Genomic DNA, 19727 nt, shown 5'->3' on the forward strand with positions numbered 1-19727 from the left:
TAAAAACAAAAACAGTTGCAAGAACGTTCTTGCAACTGTTTAATTAATTATTTTTATCTAATAATCAGTGTCGTTTTTTTAGGACGAGACATAAAATAAAGCCTAAATATTCTTACTTTATAAATAGTGAATTTTAATCAAACCTTAAGTTAAAGCTAACTGTTTATTAAGGAAGGTGTTATTTTTTATTGATTCTTTGATTTAAAAGTTAATAATTATATTTATTTAGAATAATTAAAAATAGTTTGGAAAAACTCTTTGGAAAGCCTAGTTTTGTTGCTAATTTAATTTTCAAACCAAACTTAAATGATGCAAATAAGTAGATTATTGCTCTTGATTACAATTCTTTTCACTTCAGTTCAAGGGTATTCACAAAAAAACAAAGCAAGCTTAACAGGGATTATTTTAACAAATCTTGGAAAACCTGCTGAAGGAGTTTCGGTAGCGTTAAAAGGAACAGAATATGCGACTTTGACAAACTCAAAAGGAGAATATAAAATCAGTGCAGACGCAGGGAATTATGTTTTGTTTGTTACTCATGTTGGTTATAAAACTACAGAGAAAGCAATTTTTCTAAAACAAGGCTCAAAATCTACTCAGAATATTACAATGGAAGAAGATATGGCGGCTTTAAATGAAGTTGCTATAACCGGAAAATCTAAAGTGCAAAGAGTCCGTGAACAAGCGTATAATATTACGGCAATTGATCTTAAAAAGATATACAATACATCTGCTGATTTGAATCAGGTTCTGAACAAAACAACCGGAGTTCGTATTCGTGAATATGGAGGTTTAGGATCGGCATTTAATTTTTCGTTGAATGGATTTTCTGGTAATCAGGTGAAGTTTTTTCTTGACGGAGTTCCAATGGATAGTTACGGATCTGCACTTACGCTGAATAATATTCCGGTAAATATGGCCGAAAGAATTGATGTTTACAAAGGAGTTGTTCCTATAGAATTGGGTGCAGATGCTTTGGGTGGCGCAGTGAATATTGTAACCAATAAAAATGTGAATCGTTACATTGATGCGTCTTACAGTTATGGTTCATTTAATACACACAGAGCCGCGGTCAATACAAGATTTTCGGGTCGAGATGGTTTTATTGCTAATATTAATGCTTTTGCAAATTACTCAGACAACGATTATAAAGTAGATGTAAGTGTTGTAGATAAAAATACTTCGAAGTTTTTACCGGAGCAAAAATACAAACACTTTCACGATGGTTATAAGTCTGGAACTATTATGGCAGAAGCCGGATTTAAAAACAGAAGTTTTGCTGATTATTTGCTTGTTGGTTTTGCTATGGCGGGTAATAAAAAAGAAATTCAGCAAGGAAGAACAATGCAAAAAGTCGTTGGGCAGGCCTTTACAGATAGTGAAAGTTTTATTACTTCTTTGAAATTCAAAAAAAGTGATCTTTTTACAAAAGGTCTAACATTGAATATTAATACAACTTATGCTTTAGTAAATAACCGTTCTGTAGATACATCTTCAAGGGTTTATGACTGGACAGGAAATTATGTATACAGGCAATTTGGCGGTGCGAATGATAAAGGTGAACTAGGAAACAAAACGATATATGTTTATGATGAAGCAAATTCGCAAGTAACAACAAACCTAAAATATCAGCTAAATGAACAACATTCAATTGCTGTAAATTACTCTTATTTAGGTTATAAACGAAAAGCAACCGATGAGTATTTAAAAGTAGTAGAACTTGGTGAACCAAGTATTGATAAAAACATTTTAGGATTAGGATACAATTTTAGTGGTTTAGACAACCGATTGGCTATTTCGGGATTTGGAAAAATGTTCGATTTATCGACCAAGATGATTTCTAATAATCTAGCGCAATCTACTTCATCAACTAACTATGGTTATGGAGCTACGGCAGCCTATCATTTATCGGATAAACTTCAGATAAAAGGATCTTATGAACATACGTATCGTTTGCCATCCGCTACAGAAATGTTGGGAGATGGGTTAACGATCAACAGCAACATTGGGCTGAAACCGGAAAGCAGCGACAATGCAAACTTAGGATTGGCATTTATTAGTGCAAAAAATAAAAATCAGTTTGGTGCCGAAACAAGTTTAATCTATAGAGAAGCCAAAGATTTTATCCGCGAAAAACAAGACGGAGATAAAACTGTTTTTGAAAACCTTCAAAATGTACAAATAACAGGAATTGATGGTGTTCTTAAATATGGATATAAAGATTTATTGACTTTTGAAGTAAATGGAACGTATCAAAAAAGTTTAAATAAAAATAAATACAAAACAGGAACTACAAGTCCGGATGCTTTATATGATGCGCAATTGCCAAACGTTCCAATCTTTTATGGAAACGCTGATTTGACTTTTAATTTTAAAAATATCAAATACCAAGACGACAGACTTTCTCTAAATGTAAGTGCAAACTATATCGATGCTTTTTATCTGACATGGCCAGTTTTAGGAAGTTTAGAAACTAAAAAATCAATTCCCGAACAATTTACTCAAAATGCAATGGTTGCTTATTCTTTTTTGAACGGGAAATACAATCTGGCTTTTGAATGCCGAAATATTACTGATGTAAAAGTGTACGACTATTTTAAGGTTCAAAAACCCGGACGTGCTTTTTCTGTAAAGTTCAGATACTTTCTTCAGTAGTTTAATTTTAATAATAACCCTTAATAATTATAATCATGTTTGTAAACAAATTCGCAAAATGCTTTGCATTGGCTTTTCTGTCGGTATCTATTTTTTCATGTAGTAGTGATGATGCCCCAAAAGAAGAAACACCAACTGTAAATAATACTAAATACGTTGCCTCTTATTGGTTGGCCGATTATACGCAGTATATCTTAGATTTTAATTCTACAGATCAATTAATGACTGGAGAAATCAGTGCAAAAGGAGTTGGTATCGAGCAAAACGGAAGTTGTTTTCCTGTAGAAAATACTTTTTTCGCCTTAAGTACAGACGATGAAGGATCAGTATCATTTCATCTTAACAACGCAGGAAAATTAACATCAGGAGGTAAACTTGCTTTTGAATCTTCGTATGCAGTAGGTTATACTGATGATAAAAGAATGATCAATATTGGTGCAACCTGGGATGGAAGTTCATCTGATTATGAATTGATGATTTACAATCCAAAAACAGTTTCTGTTGATGGTAGAAAATTCAACGATTTTAGTGTGAATCCTGCAAACAAAAAAGTATTATACTGGCCAACAGGAGCGGCAGTTTCAGGAGATAAACTTTTTGTTCCCGTATATACTAAAGATGTAACTGACGGAACCAATAAAGTATTATCATCTGATGCTACTGTGAGAATTTACAAATATCCTTCGTTAGACTATGTTACTACAATAAAAGATACCAGAACAACTGCTATCGGAATGTATTATACGAATACCGGAATTGTACAAACAGAATCAGGTGATGTTTATACATTTTCGTCTAATGCTCGTGCCGGAGGTTATCCTGTTACAGCTGCTACTTCTGGGGTATTGCGCATTAAAAAAGGAGATGCAAAATTTGACCCTGGTTATTTCTTCGATCTTGAAGCAAGTATTTTAAAAGGAAAAGTTCTAGCAGCATATCCGTTAGGCGGAGAAAAAGTTTTTATCTCTTATATTCCTAATGATGTAGATAAAGTTAGTTCTGTGTATAGTTTCCTTAATCCAAATCCAATTTTCAAATCGGCAATTCTTGATTTATCGGCTAAGACAATTTTAGCAGTTACGGGATTACCTGATCATGGTGGAGATGAATTCTTCGGACTAGGAAGTTTATTCGTGGAAAACGGAAAAGCATACAAAAGTTTTGTTACAGGTGAGCAAGCTCGTGTTTATCAAATAGATATTGCAACCGGAACAGCAAAAGCCGGTGCACTTATCAAAGAAGGTCTTTATTTGCCATCTATTGGTAAACTGACTTACTAAATCAATATGTTATAATTGGCTTGAGGTATTATGCAGATAATCCTCGAGCCTTTTTTTATATAAATCTAATGTTGTTTTTTAAATTATAATTGCAATGAATATTTTTAAAAGCCGTTCAAGTAAACCACCTAATAAAGGAAAATCACGTTTTAGTAAAATCAATGCCTGGCTGCATTTATGGCTCGGATTGGGTTCTGGAATAATTGTTTTTATAATGGCAATTACAGGTTGTATTTTGGTTTTTGAACAAGAAATAAAACAGTTGACATCGCCTTGGTTAAATGTTGAAGCTCAAAGTCCCGATAAATTATTACCGCCTTCAAAAATTTATGCTGCGGTTCATAAAGTACTACCCAATAAGGAAATTCATGGAGTTTGGTATAATGGTTTAGATAAATCAATTAAAGTCGATATCGAATCGGATTCGTTGATTTATGTAAATCCGTATAACGGTAAAATTACCGGAATGGTACATCATGAAGATTTCTTTCATTTTATGGACGAAGGACATCGTAATCTTTGGCTGGATCGGGAAATAGGATCACAAGTAACGGCATGGGCAACGTTTATTTTCTTCTTTTTGCTCATAAGCGGACTTATACTTTGGTTTCCGAAAAAATGGAATAAAACAACCCGAAATAATAGTTTTAAAATAAAATGGGATGCCAAATTTAAACGCCTCAATTATGATTTGCATAATGTAATGGGTTTTTACGCACTCATTTTGGCGGTGCTAATTTCCTTTACAGGATTATTAATGAGTTTTCATTGGCTTCGAGAAAGTACCTATTGGATAAGTGGAGGTTGGGCAGACGAAAAAGACAAAAAAGAACAAGTTGCTTCGGTTAAAAAAGACACTTTATCCAAACAGCAAATTGATAAGCTGGCTGCAGCCGATTTTATTTGGAATAAAGTGCGAACGGAAATTGCAAAGGAAAATAAAGAAGCAGTAATCATTAATTTTCCGGATGATCCAAAAGAAGATATTTATGCCTGTACAGATATGCACAAAGGAATTTGGAGAGATTTATATTTTGATGCTAAAACACTTGAATTGCTTCCAAATTCTCAAAAACACATTAATAACGAACGTTTCTCAGATTGGTTAATGCGATCCAATTATAGCCTTCATATTGGCGCGATAGGAGGGATTTCAACCAAAATTATATATTTCACTGCCAGTTTAATTTGTGCCAGTTTACCCGTTACCGGATTTTATATCTGGTGGGGAAGAAAGAAAAAGCAGAAACCAAGAGCATAAAATTTGGTTTCATTTTACTTATGTTTTGTTTAGTTAGTTTTAAAAGTCTTTTGCGAGAAGTACTATTCTCCAAAAGGCTTTTTTTGTTCTGCAAATAAAGAAAAGATCAATCTAAAGCTATATAATTTTAAGACAGTCGAATTTATTTGTCAGACTGAGCAAAGTCGAATGCGTTTTGTCAGACTGAGCGAAGTCGAAGTCCCGCAAAGTGATTCCACAAAAAAAATCAATGTCACTAAGTCTTACAATATTTGGGGTAAATCACAAAAATAAAAACAATAAACCAGCATAAACCCGTTTAAATCCGTTTAAATCCGTGTCATCCGCGTGCCATTCTTAGAAACCTTTACGTCTGCATAAACAAAAATAAAAAGAGCCTGCTAACTACAAACAGGCTCTTTCATTCAAAAAAAAACAAAAACAAGGAAACTAAAGATCCAAAATATTAAATCCTATAAGTAAAGGCTATTGTTGCAATGCGGTTATCAAGATCATATCTTTTATTGATGCTCGTTTGTGCTATAACCGAATTGATGTGAAAATTATTAGTGTTGAAAATATCAGTAATATTCAATTTGATATTTCCTTTGTTCGAGAGAACTTGTTTTGAAATTCCAATACTGAAATCAAAAAAAGCATCTCTTTCATAAATACCAAGATTAGATTTCGATTGATATTGTGCGTTTGCCTCAGCTTTCCAGCTTTCGGTAATTGTAAATGAATTTAGAACACTTAAATTCAGCGTTACGATTGGGTCTATTTTATCCGTATTCACAACATTTCCCATAAATTTATTTTCGAAAACATTGAAAAGTGTATTTACAGACCACCATTTATAAATTTCGGCAGTATTGGTAATATTAACGCCATAATTGTATGATTTGTCTACATTAATTTGCGAAGTTACTGTCGTATTATTTGTTGGATTGTAGACATAAACTTCTGTAAATACATCTTTGGTTTTACTAAAATACAAAGAAGCCATAAAAGCGCTTTTCCAGGAATATCCAATTTCTGTTGAATGCGTAATTTCAGGAACCAAATTCGGATTTCCCTGAGAATAGTTAAACGAATCATCATAGAAACGGAACGGGTTCAAATCAAACTGACTTGGCCTGTTGATTCTTTTGCTATAAGAAGCATGCAGCGAATGATTGGAACTCAATTCATATTTCATAGAAACACTCGGAAACCATTTCAAATAATCGTCTTTATGTTCTTCATTTAAGGTTTTCTGCAAAATATTTATCGCCGTATATTCCGTTCTTAAACCACCCTGAATATTAAACTTTTCCATTTGATATTTATAGTTGGCATAAGCCGCATAAATTTGTTCTTTGTATTCAAAATGATTTGTCGAATTAAGATCAATAATCCATTGATTATTGTCATTATATTCATAGACTGATGGATTATCGTTGTTTTTTACACTCGCTTTAAATCCCCATTCGATAGATTGCTTTTCCTTTAATGGATTAGTGAAATCAATTTTTCCGGTAAAAACTCGCAATTCTGACGGAATAAAACCTCTTCGGTCATTAATAGCATTTGCATTAGAAGGATCGATATTTACAGCACTTTGAAACTGATTCGATCTGAATTTTGAAGTTTCATAATCAAAATCAAAAGACATATTTTTCCCTTCTGTATTAAATTTATGTACTCCGGAAAAAGCATACGTATAATCATTCCATTTTTCTTTACTGTCATTGTAAGTTGAAGTATCAAATTGGACTTGATCCATTGCATTAACCAATGTATTTCTACCATTGGCAATGTTTTCATAACGCCCAATTTTTGCATCAATATAAACTTCCAGATTTGTTTTAGGAGAAACCTCATAAGTAGTTCCAATCTTAAAATTGTTAGAAGTCAAAGGTTCGTCAGTTGTTGCCGTTTGATGATTCTTTGTCGAAATGGTTTGACGTGTTGCATCTGTATATTGATTCTGGTCGAATTCCTTACGTTCTTCTTCACCTCTAAAAGTGTAACTGTAGTTTCCGTAAATGCCAAATTTCTCTTTATTATAATTTAAGTTTACACCAGAATTTGTTCTGTTTTTTCGACTTCTTCCGTAATTGGTAAAAACTGTTCCTTTAAGTCCACCGGCATTTGGTTTCTTTAAAACAATATTGATAATTCCTGCTTTTCCTGTTGCGTCATATTTAGACGAAGGATTCGTAATAACTTCGATTTGTTTGATATTTGATGAGGTAGTAGATTTTAAATAATTTGCCAGTTCCTTTTGCGAAAGCTGCGTTAGTTTTCCATTTATCATAACGCCAACACCTTGTTGTCCGCGAATCGATAATTCACCATCCTGAGACACAACGACACCCGGGGCACGAGATAAAACATCCAAAGCCGTTCCGCCTTCAGAAACAATACTATTCTCTACATTAAAAACTAATCTGTCTGATTTTTGAGTATATAAAACTTTCTTTTTTGTAATAACAATTTCATTCAAAACATTGATCGAGGTTTCGACAATGCTGTCGTTTTCTTTTTCCGTTTGCGAGAATCCGTAGACTGAAAATGCGAGCATAATGGATGTTATAAAATTCTTCATGATATTCTGGATTTGATTTTTTTGGGATAAGGCTTTTAATGTGATTTGTAAGTTTTACTATTCGGGGAGGAAACAGAAATTTTTATTGTAAAACCAGTTGTTCAAGTTTATCAGAAAGTATATTCAGAAGAAGGAAGAGACGATTAAATAGCTTGGAAAGATTGATTTTTATGAAGTCGAATACAGTTAACATATGCGTGATATTTGAAGTTTCAGAGTTCAAATATAATATTATTTATAATAAGTCTAAATAAATATAGTTGAAATTTGTATCAAGAAATACTAACGAGCTGATAGTTAACAGTTCGTGATTTCGTAAAAAGGTAAAAAAAGCAGAATAAAAGCAGAATTTTGGCAACAAAGCCAGTAAAAATAAGACTTAAGCTTCGGAAAAAACAAGTGAGAAAAGTAAAAGGAGAAATGATATTTCATAAAAAAAGCAATTCATTCCAAAATAGAATAAATTGCTTTTTGTCTATAAACTGAGACTGAGACTGAAAACTTATTTAGTAATTTCTCTAAAAACAGCTTCGAGGTTTTTATTTTTCTGATTCAGTTGTAATGTTTTTAATCCATTTTCGTTGGCGAAATCAAATATTGCCGGACGCATATCTTTGTCGGCAACAAAAGTTAATTCCCAAGTCATATCGTGGATATTTTTATATGAAGTAATATTTTCAAGTTTAGCCAAAAGTTGTTCCTGAATCTGATAGTCAAATTCTACTTCGATAACTTGTTCTTTTCCTTCAGAAACCAAATGATCTAATTTTTTGTCGGCAACAATTTCTCCTTTGTCAATAATTATGACACGACTACAAATGGCTTCAACTTCCTGCATGATGTGAGTTGATAAAAAAACTGTTTTATCTTTCCCTACATTTTTGATTACATTTCGAATTTCCATTAACTGATTCGGGTCCAGACCTGTAGTTGGTTCGTCCAGAATTAAAACATCCGGATTGTGTAATAAAGCGTTGGCAAGTCCCACACGCTGGCGATAACCTTTAGATAATTGTCCTATTTTTTTATGACTTTCGCCTGACAGGCCTGTCAGTTGAATAACTTCTTCAATTCTTGATTTTGAAACCTGATAAACATCGGCATTAAAAGCCAAATACTCACGAACATACAAATCCAAATACAGCGGATTATGCTCCGGTAAATATCCAATAGAACGTTGAACTTCTTTTGTGTTTGTCATGACATCATGACCATTTACAAGGGCTGAGCCACTATCTGCCAATAAATATGTGGTCAAAATTTTCATCAATGTAGATTTTCCTGCTCCATTTGGACCAAGAAATCCTACGATTTCTCCTTTCTCAATAGAAAATGAAATTCCGTTTAAGGCTTTTTGAGATCCGTAACTTTTTGATATGTTGTTTACTTCTATCGACATGACTTTTTATTTGCTACAAAAGTAAACAGAAATAGTCTTGCTTTATCAATTTTTGTCTTTTAATGGAATCATAAAAAAAACTTAAAAGCCAACAGCTACGGCACCGTTATTGTTAAAAGGAAAGTAAATTAAAAAATAAATACCATGAAAAAAATTCTAGTGATGGCTGCGTTAGCTATCTGCAGTTTTGCAAATGCACAAAAAGGAACAATCTTAGTTGGTGGAAGTATTGGTTTTACTTCAGATAAAACTGAATTTCAATTTGGAGAAACAAAAACAAATACTTTTAGCTTTTCTCCTAAAGTAGGTTACCAATTTAATGATAACTGGACTGTAGGGGGTGAATTTACAGTATCTTCATCTAAAGATGATGATGGAGCAAGAGAAGTAAAAGACAATGGTTTCAAAGTTGGAGCATTTGTTCGTTACTCAGTGCCATTGAGCCAAACTTTTTCTGTTTTTGCAGATATGGGTGCAGGTTTTCAAAATGCAAAAAGAAAAGTTTATGGTCCTGGTGATGCTTACGGAAAATCTAAAGCAGATGGTATGTATGTAGGTATTACTCCAGCGCTTTTCATCAACATGAAAAAAGGTTTTGGTTTAAACTTCAGCATTGGTGGTTTAGGTTACGAAACAATGGATGTTGAGAATAATGGTGGAGATAACAGTAGTTTCTACTTTAACTTCGGTAAAACAGCAAGTATCGGAATTTCTAAAAACTTCTAATCTAAGTTTTATATTCAATTTCAGAAAAGCATTCGCTATGGCGGATGCTTTTTTTTTGTGTTTTAAATTTTCTCGCAAAAGCGGAGTTATAAAAAAAGTCCCAGAGGGACATTATATTTATAGAAAGTTGTGATTGCACTACGCGGAGCCCCATCGGGGTGAAATATTAGTAATAAAATTTTATATATCGCTCCACTGGAGCTTTTATAATGGAGAAAATGATAAATCTATAAAAATTATACTCCACTGGAGTTTTTTAATTTTCGACTTTCTGAATTAATATGTCTTTTTAGAAAAGCTTATGTCTTCTCTAGTAATTTTTTTAAATATTCATTTTTGTCTTTTTTCAGCTTGTACTAACCTTTCACAACGTTTTTTATTTTCTTCATAAGCTTCAAAAAAAGCAAAACGCAAAAAAACGCCAACATTAGTGAAGTCGAAAAAAATCCTAACTACAAGAATTCCGACTCCACTTGTTGACACTAAAAAACAAAAATATTCTAATTAAAAATGTTAGTTTACAGGGCTTTCAACGGCTGCTCTCATTTCCTGAGCTGCTGCAACCATTTCGATTAAAGCCTTTTTGGTTTCATCCCAATGACGTGTTTTTAAACCACAATCCGGATTTACCCATAATTGATCTACAGGAATAACTGCTGAAGCTTTTTCCAACAAACGAACCATTTCTGCACTTGACGGCACACGTGGCGAGTGAATGTCATAAACTCCTGGCCCAATCTCGTTTGGATATTTAAAGTTGGCAAACGCATCCAAAAGTTCCATTTGCGAGCGCGAACATTCAATTGTGATAACGTCAGCATCCATATCAGCAATATTTTGGATAATATCGTTGAATTCGCTGTAACACATATGTGTATGAATTTGTGTATCGTCATGAACGCCACTTGCCGAAATACGGAACGCTTTTACAGCCCAATCCAGATAATTTGCCCATTCTTCTTTTCTTAAAGGCAATCCTTCGCGAATTGCAGGCTCATCAATTTGAATGATTTTGATTCCCACTTTTTCAAGATCTACAACTTCGTCACGAATCGCCAAAGCAATCTGCGTACAAGTTTCAGAACGGGGTTGATCATTACGAACAAACGACCATTGCAAAATAGTAACCGGTCCTGTAAGCATTCCTTTTACCCATTTTGGAGTCAAAGATTGCGCATATTTCGACCATTTTACCGTCATTGGGTTTGGTCTTGAAACATCACCATAAATAACCGGAGGTTTCACGCAACGGCTTCCGTAACTCTGAACCCATCCATTTTTTGTAAAAGTAAATCCGGATAATTGTTCTCCAAAATATTCAACCATATCGTTACGTTCGAATTCTCCGTGAACCAAAACATCGATTCCGGTTTCTTCCTGAAAACGAATCGTAGCTTCGGTTTCTTTTTCGATTAAATCGTTGTATTGTTCTGTTGTTAATTCTCCTTTTTTGAATTTTGCTCTCCAGCTTCTCACTTCAGCTGTTTGAGGAAAAGATCCAATAGTTGTTGTTGGGAATAAAGGAAGATTTAAAGCTTCAATTTGGCTTTTTCTTCTGATAGCAAAAGTACTTTTACGTTTATCGTCAGAAGCAGTAATATTAGCAACTCGTGTTTTAACTTCATTATTATGAATCAATTTTGAAGTTTTACGATTGTCATTTGCGATAGTATTTTGCTCAAAATCAATAGAATTTTTAAAATCAATTTCATTAGAAGCTAGTTTCTTTAATAGTACAACTTCATTTATTTTTTGTTTAGCAAAAGCCAGCCATTGTTTAATTTCCGGAGTTAGAGTAGCATCGCTTGTTTCTAAATCTAGATCGCAAGGACTATGAATTAAAGAACAAGATGGCGCAACTAGAATTCTGTTTTCTCCCAAAGCATCGGTTGCTTTTTTGATCAGGTTTAAAGAGTTTTTAAAATCATTTTTCCAGATATTTCTTCCGTCAACAACTCCTAATGAAAGATTTACGGTTGCGTTTAATTTTCCTGATTCTAAAACATCATCCAATTGCAACGGACAACGTACTAAATCTAAGTGGAAAGTGTCAACTGGCAAAGCCAATGCTGTTGCTAGGTTTTCTCCAAAACAATCAAAATAATTAGCCAGAATAATTTTGATTTTCGGGAAACGTATGTTGATTTCGTTGTACACTTGTGTGAAAATATTTCTTTCTTTATCCGTTAAATTTAAAGCTAAGAAAGGTTCGTCTAACTGAATATATTCAACATTTTCGGCTTGTAATTTTTCGAAAATTTCGAAATAAACCGGAAGTAATTTGTCAATAAGATCAATTCTGTGAAAACCTTCTTCTTTTTCTTTTCCTAAAAGTAAATACGAAATTGGTCCAATTAAAACTGGTTTTGTAGCGATGTTCAAAGCATTTGCTTCTTTAAATTCATCGATTACTTTTTCTGAAAACAATTCAAATTTTTGGTTCTTTGTAAATTCAGGAACAATATAATGATAGTTAGTATCAAACCATTTTGTCATTTCCATTGCCACAACATCCTGACCGTCTTTTTGAGCTCCTCTTGCCATTGCAAAATATAAATCGATAGCCGAATTTGTTTTTGCCAATTCATGGTAACGTTCCGGAATCGCACCTAAAGTCAAAGTCAAATCAAGCACTTGATCATAAAAAGAAAAATCATTAGACGGAATCAAATCTATTCCGGCTTCTGATTGTAAATGCCAGTTTCTGCGACGGATATCTTTTCCGGTTTCGATAAGTTCATCAACAGAAATTTTTCCTGCCCAATATAATTCTGAGGCTTTTTTTAACTCTCTGTTGCTGCCAATTCGTGGGTAACCTAAATTATTTGTTTTCATTTTTGATTCAGTATTTTTTACTGAACAAATTTATTGTATTAGATTTTAAAACTTATATTTGACTATTATTTAAGTAAATAGTCTTGTTGATATAGATTTAAGAAGATTATATTACTGATAAAATCTTTTAAAAGGCATTTTTGCCGTAAAAAATACTATGGAAAATCTAGATAACACCGATTTACAGATCTTAAAACACCTTCAGGAGAACTCAAATATTAATACAAAAGATCTGGCAAGCAAATTATTCCTGACTGTTACGCCCGTTTATGAACGTATAAAAAGATTGGAACGTGATGGATATATTACTAAATATGTGGCGCTATTAGACCGAAAAAAAATGAATCGCGGAATGACGGTTTTTTGTAATGTGCGCTTAAAAGAACACGCAAAAAACGTAGGAAGTAATTTTGTAAAAGATATTGTTGCACTTCCTGAAATCATAGAGTGTTATAATATCGCCGGAGATTATGATTTTATGCTAAAAATACTTGTTCAGGATATGTCTAGTTATCAGGATTTTGTAATGAATAAATTGTCAACCATTGAAAACATTGGAAACACGAACAGTATTTTTGTAATGGGAGAAATAAAACATAGTACAGCTTTAGAGTTTTAAGACAATATTTCGCCACAGATTGCACAGATTATAATGATTTTTTTTATGATTGATGTTTAGTTTTTTTGCCACGAATTTCACGAATTAACGCAAATCATTGTGTTTAAATTAATTCGTGAAAATTTGTGAAATTCGTGGCTAAAAAAACATTAAATCTTTTAAATCAAATTAATCTGTGGCATGTTTTTATTCCATATAATCCTAAAATAAAATGTATTTTTGAGGTCTTAATCATCGATTTAGATCATCAATCTAAAATCGTTAATCAACAATCTAAAATCAAAATGAACTGGGAACAACTTTTATCACTAAAACGCCAAGGCGATACAAGCAAAAGATTACGTGTAGAACAAGATGATACGCGTTTGGGATTTGAAGTTGATTATGACCGAATTATATTTTCGGCAGCATTTCGTTCTTTGCAGGATAAAACCCAGGTAATTCCGCTTTCAAAAACAGATTTTGTACACACAAGATTAACGCACAGTTTAGAAGTTTCGGTTGTGGGACGTTCTTTGGGGCGTTTGGTAGGAAAAAAGATTATCGAAAAGTATCCGCATTTAAAAGAAGTTCACGGTTATCATCTGAACGATTTTGGCGCTATTGTAGCAGCAGCTTCTTTGGCGCATGACATCGGAAATCCCCCTTTTGGACATTCTGGTGAAAAAGCGATTGGAGAATATTTTTCAATAGGAAACGGACTAAAATATAAAGATCAATTAAAAGCCAAACAATGGCAGGATTTAATTGATTTTGAAGGAAATGCAAACGGATTCTCAGTACTTTCAGCAAGTCGTCCGGGAATCGAAGGCGGACTTAGAATTTCGTACGCAACTTTAGGAGCTTTCATGAAATACCCGAAAGAAAGTTTGCCGAAAAAACCAACTTCAAATATTGCCGATAAGAAATACGGTTTCTTCCAGACGGATAAAACATTTTTTGAAGAAGTTGCCAATGATATGGGAATGATTGCCAATAAATCAGGAGATGATATTGGTTTCGAAAGACATCCTTTGGCTTATTTAGTCGAAGCTGCAGATGATATTTGTTATACTATTATAGACTTTGAAGACGGAATAAATCTTGGCTTAGTTTCTGAAGATTATGCTTTAGAATATCTAATTAAGCTGGTAAAAGATAATATTGGAGTTTCTAAATATAAATTATTAGAAACCAAAGAAGACCGAATTAGTTATTTGCGTGCTTTGGCAATTGGCGCTTTAATTAATGATGCCGTTGATGTTTTTGTTGAAAATGAAGAAGCGATCCTTGCCGGAAAATTTCCTTTTGCCTTAACGGACAAAAGCAAGTACAAAGCGCAAATGGATGACATTATCAAATTAAGTGTTTCGAAAATTTACCAAAGCCGTGAAGTTGTAGAAAAGGAAATTGTAGGTTATCAAATCATTCAGACTTTACTGGATAAATTTATAACTGCTTTTAATAATAAATACGATGGAACAGCTTCAAACTACGACAAATTGATTTTGAAAATGCTTCCGGAAAAACATCATTTAGACAAAACAAATCTGTACGAGAGATTGTTACATATTTGTCATTTCGTTTCACTTTTAACAGACGGAAATGCACTGGAATTGTTCGAAACGATAAACGGAAGAAAAGGGAATTAATCTGATCTTTTTACTTTAGAAATAAAAAAAACACATAGAAACATACATTTCTATGTGTTACAATATTTTAAAATAAGATTTTTTTACTGAAAAGCATAAACCAAACCTACGCCCAAAACTTGTCTTAACTGGGTTCTTGGCCCGTCGTTTACTTGCGAAGTTGTTCCTGTAGTTGGGTCAACAACATCTATTTTGGTTTTGATATCATCATCATAAACTAAATGAACACCAATATTGGCTTTTACATAAGCATTTACAACAAGATCAAGACGAGTATCATAATCAACATCGACATTCCCAAATTTATTCAGATAATCGGTGTATAAACTTAATCGGTTTTCGTAAAAGATATTTTTAAAAATTTCGCTTTTCATATATCCTGTAAATAGAATACCAAACTCAGCTTTTATTTTTTGTCCGTCTTTAATCAAAATTTGCGAATTAGGATCGTTAGGATCAGGTGCATAAATGGCTTTTCTAACACCAAAAGATCCCTGATTAGCCAAATCCTGATCTAGAACTAAAGTTGTTTTTAAAGTTATTGGAGAGAAGTAAAAGACTCTGTTTTTCTTTTTGTTTGAATTCTCAGCTCCGGCTCCCAGAAAGATGTATGCCGGTGCAAAAGGTTTAGAGATTGCAATATCCCTGTTTGGGTAATTGTATCCGTTGGTAAATTGCGTATTAAAGTTGTATTTGGCAGAGTAATACCAGTTTGATACCGTGTCTTTTCTAAAACCATAAGTTGAGTTCAGCATTATCGCATCATCCGTTTTACGAAGCTCGATTCCGTCTTGCTTGTTTAAACCATATTTTATGATAAGTTCATTTACCCATTTATGATTTCCCTTTTGATACGTTCGGCTAAATTCGCCTTTAAATAAACCCGAGATAGAACTTGTTCCCCCCGCGCTCCAATTGACAAAAGCTATTTCTGAAATGTCAAAACCTATTTGATTTTTTTTAGTCCAGTTTGATGGCAGTTGTGGTAATTGATTAGGGTCTAAAGTCGTTTGTATAATTTGAGCAAAGTTATTTGAAGTACACAATAGCAATAGAAGCAAAAGGGTAGAACGCAATAATTTCATTAGGTTGATTTTAATTTTTTTTTTTGGTAGTGCAAAATAATTATTTTGTGGCGTTTGAAAAAAGATTTACCAAACTTTTAACGTCAATTTTGCACAATTGTTGTAATTGACTCACCGTTCCATGCTCAATAAACACATCAGGAATGCCCAAAATTTCAATGTTATTTTTGTAATTATTTACCGCCGAAAACTCCAAAATTGCAGTTCCAAAACCACCGTTTATGACACCGTCTTCTATAGTAATTATTCGTTCAAAAGAAGAAAAAATATCATGTAACAATTTAATATCTAATGGTTTAATGAAAGGAAAGTCATAATGGGCAATTGTTTCAGGATTATTCAATTCTTCAATAGCTGCTATCACATTATTTCCGATAGTTCCAGTCGATAAAACGGCTGTTTTTGTTCCGGATTTTAGTACACTAGCCTGTCCTATATTAATTTTTTCATATTGTCCGAAATTTTCTACTTCCCAGTTTGGCAAAACGCCTCGACCACGCGGATATCGAATTGCGATTGGATGATTTAAGCCTAATTGTGCCGTAAATAAAATATTTTGAAGCGCAATTTCGTCAATTGGCGCATAAATTATCATGTTCGGAATTGTGCGTAAATAAGCAATATCAAAAACACCGTGATGCGTTGCGCCATCTTCACCAACCAAACCGGCCCGGTCTAGACAAAAAATGACGGGTAAATTTTGTAGCGCTACATCATGAATAACCTGATCGTAGGCACGCTGTAAAAAAGTAGAATAAATATTGCAATACACAATCATGCCCTGAGTTGCCATTCCGGCTGCAAGCGTTACGGCATGTTGTTCTGCAATTCCAACATCAAAAGCACGTTCTGGAATTTCATCCATCATAAACTTTAAAGAACTACCAGATGGCATAGCAGGAGTGATTCCGATAATTTTTTCGTTCTTTTTGGCTAAATCTAAAATGGTTAAACCAAAAACGTCCTGAAATTTAGGAGGTAAATTTTCTTCCGATTTTAAAATGATTTCTCCCGTTGAAGCATCAAATTTTCCGGGCGCATGATATTTTACCTGATTTTCTTCAGCTTGTTGCAGGCCTTTCCCTTTTGTAGTTACAATATGAAGGAATTTAGGACCTTTTATATTTTTTAATCGATTTAATTCTTTGATTAAAGTTGGAAGATCATGACCATCAATTGGCCCTGAATAATCAAAATTCAAAGACTTAATCATGTTATTCTTCTTCGGATTTTTTCCTTCTTTTACAGCAGTAAGATATTTTTTGAGTGCACCAACACTAGGATCAATTCCAATAGCATTATCATTTAAAATAACCAATAAGTTAGCATCAGTAACTCCTGCGTGGTTTAAACCTTCAAAAGCCATTCCGGATGCGATAGAAGCGTCACCAATAACTGCAATATGTTGCTTGTCGAAATCACCTTTTAGATTTGAAGCAATCGCCATTCCCAATGCCGCCGAAATAGAAGTGGAAGAATGACCAACACCAAAAGTATCATAAACACTTTCGCTTCTTTTAGGAAAACCCGAAATACCTCCAATTTGTCTGTTGGTATGAAAAATTTCTCTTCTTTCCGTCAGGATTTTATGTCCGTAAGCCTGATGTCCAACATCCCAAACTAATAAATCTTCGGGAGTATTAAAGACATAATGCAAAGCAATAGTCAATTCGATTACGCCTAAACTTGCACCCAAATGTCCTTCTTTCACAGAAACAATATCAATAATAAATTGACGTAATTCTTGTGCGACTTCAGGAAGTTGTTCTTCTTTTAAAAGACGTAAATCGGCAGGATTGAATATGTTTGAAAGTAAATTGCTTTTCATTGTAAGGTAAAAAGCAAATTTACGGTTTTAAATTTAAATCTGTTTGTTCATTACTCTGTCCAGTCTTAATAATTTGCATAGATGTAATTTTTGAAAATTTTCGTTTTCTTCTTTTTGGATTAAGAGTATCTAGTTCAAATGTAATAGGCAAATTATAATAGGTTCTGACTTTTCGTCCATTAATTTCTCCCGGAGTCCATTTTATCGATTTTTTTAAAATCTGAATTGCTTGGTCACCAGATTCAAAACCAAGATCTTCGACGATTTTTAATTCATCTAATCTTCCGTCTTTTTCGATTGTGAAAGACATTTTAATAACTCCTGTTGATTTTTTAAGTTGTTTTGGAATTTTGTATTCATTTCTAAAAATATCATAAAACAATTCGATTCCTCCAGGATAGTCGGGATTTATATCAATTCCGGCAAATCCGTAGACGGTGGTATCTTCTTCATAAATCCTGGTCTCATTCAATACTTCTTGTGGATTTGTTTTTTTAGAAGAATATCGATGTTTACGTTTAAATTTCGAAAGGTTTTTATGTTTTACCGATTTTGTGTGATCAACTTTTGGTGGAGGCGGATTTTCGTTTTCTCCTTTCAGCGCTTTTCCTTTAGTTAGATTCTTTTCTAATACATTTTCTTCAACAACTTCAACTTTGTCTATCTTTTGCTTATTTCCATTTTTATCCTGACAACTAAACAAGGTTGTTCCCATAGCAATAAATAATGCCAATAAAAACATTTTATGATAATGTGTTTGCGTATATAAAACGGTACTTGGAATCTGAATTGTTATCGTATCAAGTTGAGATTTTTTAAATCTCCCACAAATACTTTCATTTTGATTTTGAATAAAAAAATGCTGTACCTCTTCAGGCAGCATAGTTGTGAAATCTATAACAGTTTTAGAACAGCTTAAACAAAAACGGCCACTTTCTTTTGGAGTCATTTTATCCCAGTTTTCATGGCATGGCTCAGGAATTGTTATTTTGTATTTTCTGTTCATTATTTAATTGTAATCGGTAAAATATAAGAGGAGCGGACAATACGATTTTTTAGTTTTCCGGGAATCCAGTTTGGAGCTGTTTTTAAAACTCTAATAGCTTCTTCTTCAATTTCTATTGGTGTATTTTTAGGTACGTTGAAATTACTCAAACTGCCATCTTTTTCCACTACAAAAATGATATTGAGTTTTTCCTGAAATTTTTCTGTTTTGCTTGGAGCAACATAATTTTTGCTAAAAAAAGTATAGAATTTTTTCATTCCATTTTCTGGAACTGGTGAAACATCTAAATCATTTGAATTGTATATAATATTGTATTGAAAAGTTCCCGTTTCAAAAGAATTGGGAGCAATTGGACTTCCCATTGTAAACCTTTGAGGGGCTTTTTTTGAGCGTATTTTTTTAGATTCTATCTCATGTCCATAACATACGGAAGTAGCCTCATTTTGATCTTGCTCTGTATTATCAACAATTTCGATTTTATCAATTCTGTTTTTGTTCCCATCTTTATCTGCACAACTAAACAAAGTCGTTCCCATAGCAATGAACAATGCCAATAAAAACATTTTATGATAATTGATTTGAGTATATAAAACCTGACTCGGAATTTGAATTGTTACTGTCTCTAATTGTTCATTTTTAAATCGTCCGCAGATACTTTTGTTTTGATTTTGAATAAAAAAATGTTGTACTTCATCCGGCAGCATAGTTGTGAAATCTGTAACAGTCTTGGAACAGCTCATGCAGAAGCGACCACTATCTTTTGGAGTCATTTGATCCCAGTTTTCGTGACATGGTTCTGGAATTGTTATTTTGAGTTTTCTTTCCATTTTTGA

13 protein-coding genes are annotated in these 19727 nt (G+C 33.2%); 6 read left to right on the top strand and 7 right to left on the bottom strand.

From position 1 onward, the window contains the following. Nucleotides 1-306: 306 nt before the first annotated feature. From CHB81_RS16815 to CHB81_RS16825, 3 genes are all read left to right on the top strand, one after another. Nucleotides 307-2655, top strand: coding sequence for a TonB-dependent receptor (locus CHB81_RS16815; protein WP_254921148.1), 2349 nt, complete (start codon nt 307-309; stop codon nt 2653-2655). A gap of 35 nt (nt 2656-2690) precedes the next feature. Then, entirely contained in the window at nt 2691-3935 is a 1245-nt protein-coding gene (locus tag CHB81_RS16820) for a DUF4374 domain-containing protein (protein WP_089353014.1), read from the top strand. Nucleotides 3936-4029: 94 nt separating this feature from the next. After that, nucleotides 4030-5196, top strand: a complete 1167-nt coding sequence (locus CHB81_RS16825; protein WP_089353015.1) for a PepSY domain-containing protein — start codon at nt 4030-4032, stop codon at nt 5194-5196. A 445-nt stretch (nt 5197-5641) separates the two neighbouring features. Here CHB81_RS16825 and CHB81_RS16830 read toward each other — a convergent pair whose 3' ends face one another. Continuing rightward, a complete protein-coding gene (locus tag CHB81_RS16830) occupies nt 5642-7765 on the bottom strand; it encodes an outer membrane beta-barrel family protein (protein WP_089353016.1) in 2124 nt (707 codons plus the stop codon). Nucleotides 7766-8267: 502 nt separating this feature from the next. After that, nucleotides 8268-9164 carry a gliding motility-associated ABC transporter ATP-binding subunit GldA gene (gene gldA / locus CHB81_RS16835; protein ID WP_089353017.1) on the bottom strand — a complete coding sequence of 299 codons (897 nt, stop codon included), beginning with the start codon at nt 9162-9164 and terminating at the stop codon, nt 8268-8270. Between the two features lie 144 nt (nt 9165-9308). On the opposite strand from gldA, the gene CHB81_RS16840 reads away from it, so the two are divergent. Next, nucleotides 9309-9890 (top strand): outer membrane beta-barrel protein, encoded by a 582-nt coding sequence (locus CHB81_RS16840; protein WP_089353018.1) that lies wholly within the window; start codon nt 9309-9311, stop codon nt 9888-9890. 513 nt (nt 9891-10403) lie between these two features. Here CHB81_RS16840 and metE read toward each other — a convergent pair. Beyond that, a complete protein-coding gene (gene metE, locus CHB81_RS16845; protein WP_089353019.1) occupies nt 10404-12725 on the bottom strand; it encodes a 5-methyltetrahydropteroyltriglutamate--homocysteine S-methyltransferase in 2322 nt (773 codons plus the stop codon). A 157-nt stretch (nt 12726-12882) separates the two neighbouring features. Here metE and CHB81_RS16850 point away from each other — a divergent pair, with 157 nt between their 5' ends. Both CHB81_RS16850 and CHB81_RS16855 read left to right on the top strand, forming a co-directional pair. Further along, nucleotides 12883-13344, top strand: coding sequence for an Lrp/AsnC family transcriptional regulator (locus tag CHB81_RS16850; RefSeq protein WP_089353020.1), 462 nt, complete (start codon nt 12883-12885; stop codon nt 13342-13344). Between the two features lie 284 nt (nt 13345-13628). Next, on the top strand, nt 13629-14975 hold the full coding sequence (locus CHB81_RS16855) for a deoxyguanosinetriphosphate triphosphohydrolase (RefSeq protein ID WP_089353127.1): 1347 nt from the start codon (nt 13629-13631) through the stop codon (nt 14973-14975). An 83-nt stretch (nt 14976-15058) separates the two neighbouring features. On the opposite strand, the gene CHB81_RS16860 is transcribed toward CHB81_RS16855, so the two are convergent. From CHB81_RS16860 to CHB81_RS16875, 4 genes are read right to left on the bottom strand one after another with little or no spacing between them, the layout of a single operon-like run. Beyond that, nucleotides 15059-16060, bottom strand: coding sequence for a DUF3078 domain-containing protein (locus CHB81_RS16860; RefSeq protein WP_089353021.1), 1002 nt, complete (start codon nt 16058-16060; stop codon nt 15059-15061). 40 nt (nt 16061-16100) lie between these two features. Next, a complete protein-coding gene (locus CHB81_RS16865; RefSeq protein ID WP_089353022.1) occupies nt 16101-17888 on the bottom strand; it encodes a 1-deoxy-D-xylulose-5-phosphate synthase in 1788 nt (595 codons plus the stop codon). 19 nt (nt 17889-17907) lie between these two features. Next, complete coding sequence (locus CHB81_RS16870) at nt 17908-18894, bottom strand: energy transducer TonB (RefSeq protein WP_089353023.1); 987 nt, start codon at nt 18892-18894, stop codon at nt 17908-17910. Next, nucleotides 18894-19721, bottom strand: coding sequence for an energy transducer TonB (locus CHB81_RS16875; RefSeq protein WP_089353024.1), 828 nt, complete (start codon nt 19719-19721; stop codon nt 18894-18896). Before CHB81_RS16875 ends, CHB81_RS16870 begins: the two co-directional genes overlap by 1 nt. Nucleotides 19722-19727: the final 6 nt, after the last annotated feature.

It is taken from the genome of Flavobacterium sp. ov086, from assembly GCF_900187965.1.
Lineage (GTDB): Bacteria > Bacteroidota > Bacteroidia > Flavobacteriales > Flavobacteriaceae > Flavobacterium.